The sequence below is a fragment of the Vibrio sp. 1249-1 genome, from assembly GCF_033340495.1.
In genome coordinates this window covers 1-724 of sequence record NZ_JAWOWJ010000486.1, presented here as the reverse complement: position 1 = coordinate 724, position 724 = coordinate 1, and the positions used below count along the sequence as shown (strand labels likewise).

General features: G+C 44.5%; 1 protein-coding gene. It reads left to right on the top strand.

The window, feature by feature from the left end:
* Nucleotides 1-724, top strand: a 724-nt coding sequence (locus R7Z50_RS27140) for an MCP four helix bundle domain-containing protein (protein WP_411979526.1), incomplete at both ends; no start/stop codon positions are given.

Sequence of the window (724 nt, the reverse complement as noted above, 5' to 3'; positions counted from 1 at the left end):
TACATGTTATTGGGAAGTAATGAAGCCGAAGGTTTGCGTTTGAGTCAGGAAGTGCAAAGTATTATGGTATCAACGGACGATGCGTTGCCAACCTTACAAGCTCTGATCTCGGAGTCAGATTTCCAGTCGATTCATCAGCAATGGGAAGCGATGAAAGTGTCACTTTCTCAGCTTATTGAGTTGAGCCACAGCGCGGAAAATCTGCCAGCGCATAATCTGTTTATTAACGAAGCTGCACCCATTGCTGAAGTCGCGCTCGACCAAATTCAAAGCCTAATTAATGAAGAGTCAGGCAATGAAATGGGCGGTGAGCGTAAGCGCTTATTTAAAGTCTACGCAGACAGTTACACTTCTCTAGCTAATGCTCTCTCGGCACTGCGTGATTTCCTGTTGTACGGACAGCAAACACATCTGGAGAAGTATCAAGACCTGATCAAATTCCACAACCAATCGGTCGCAGAAATCGACGCTAAACTGGATATGTTGTCAGACAACGACCAATCACTATGGTCATTGTTTAAAGAGATGCAACAGCTGTATTTCCCCTTGGCTGATCAAGTGATTACGCTGCGTCAATCAGATGAATGGAACAAAGCAAATTTGCTAATGGCAAATGAGTTGTTACCCGCGGCAAACGCGTTAAATCAAAGCCTAGAAACGATTGTGTTGGCTCAGCAAGCTAAAGCGGATCAAAGCGGTGTTGGCATCAGTCAATCAATCAAAA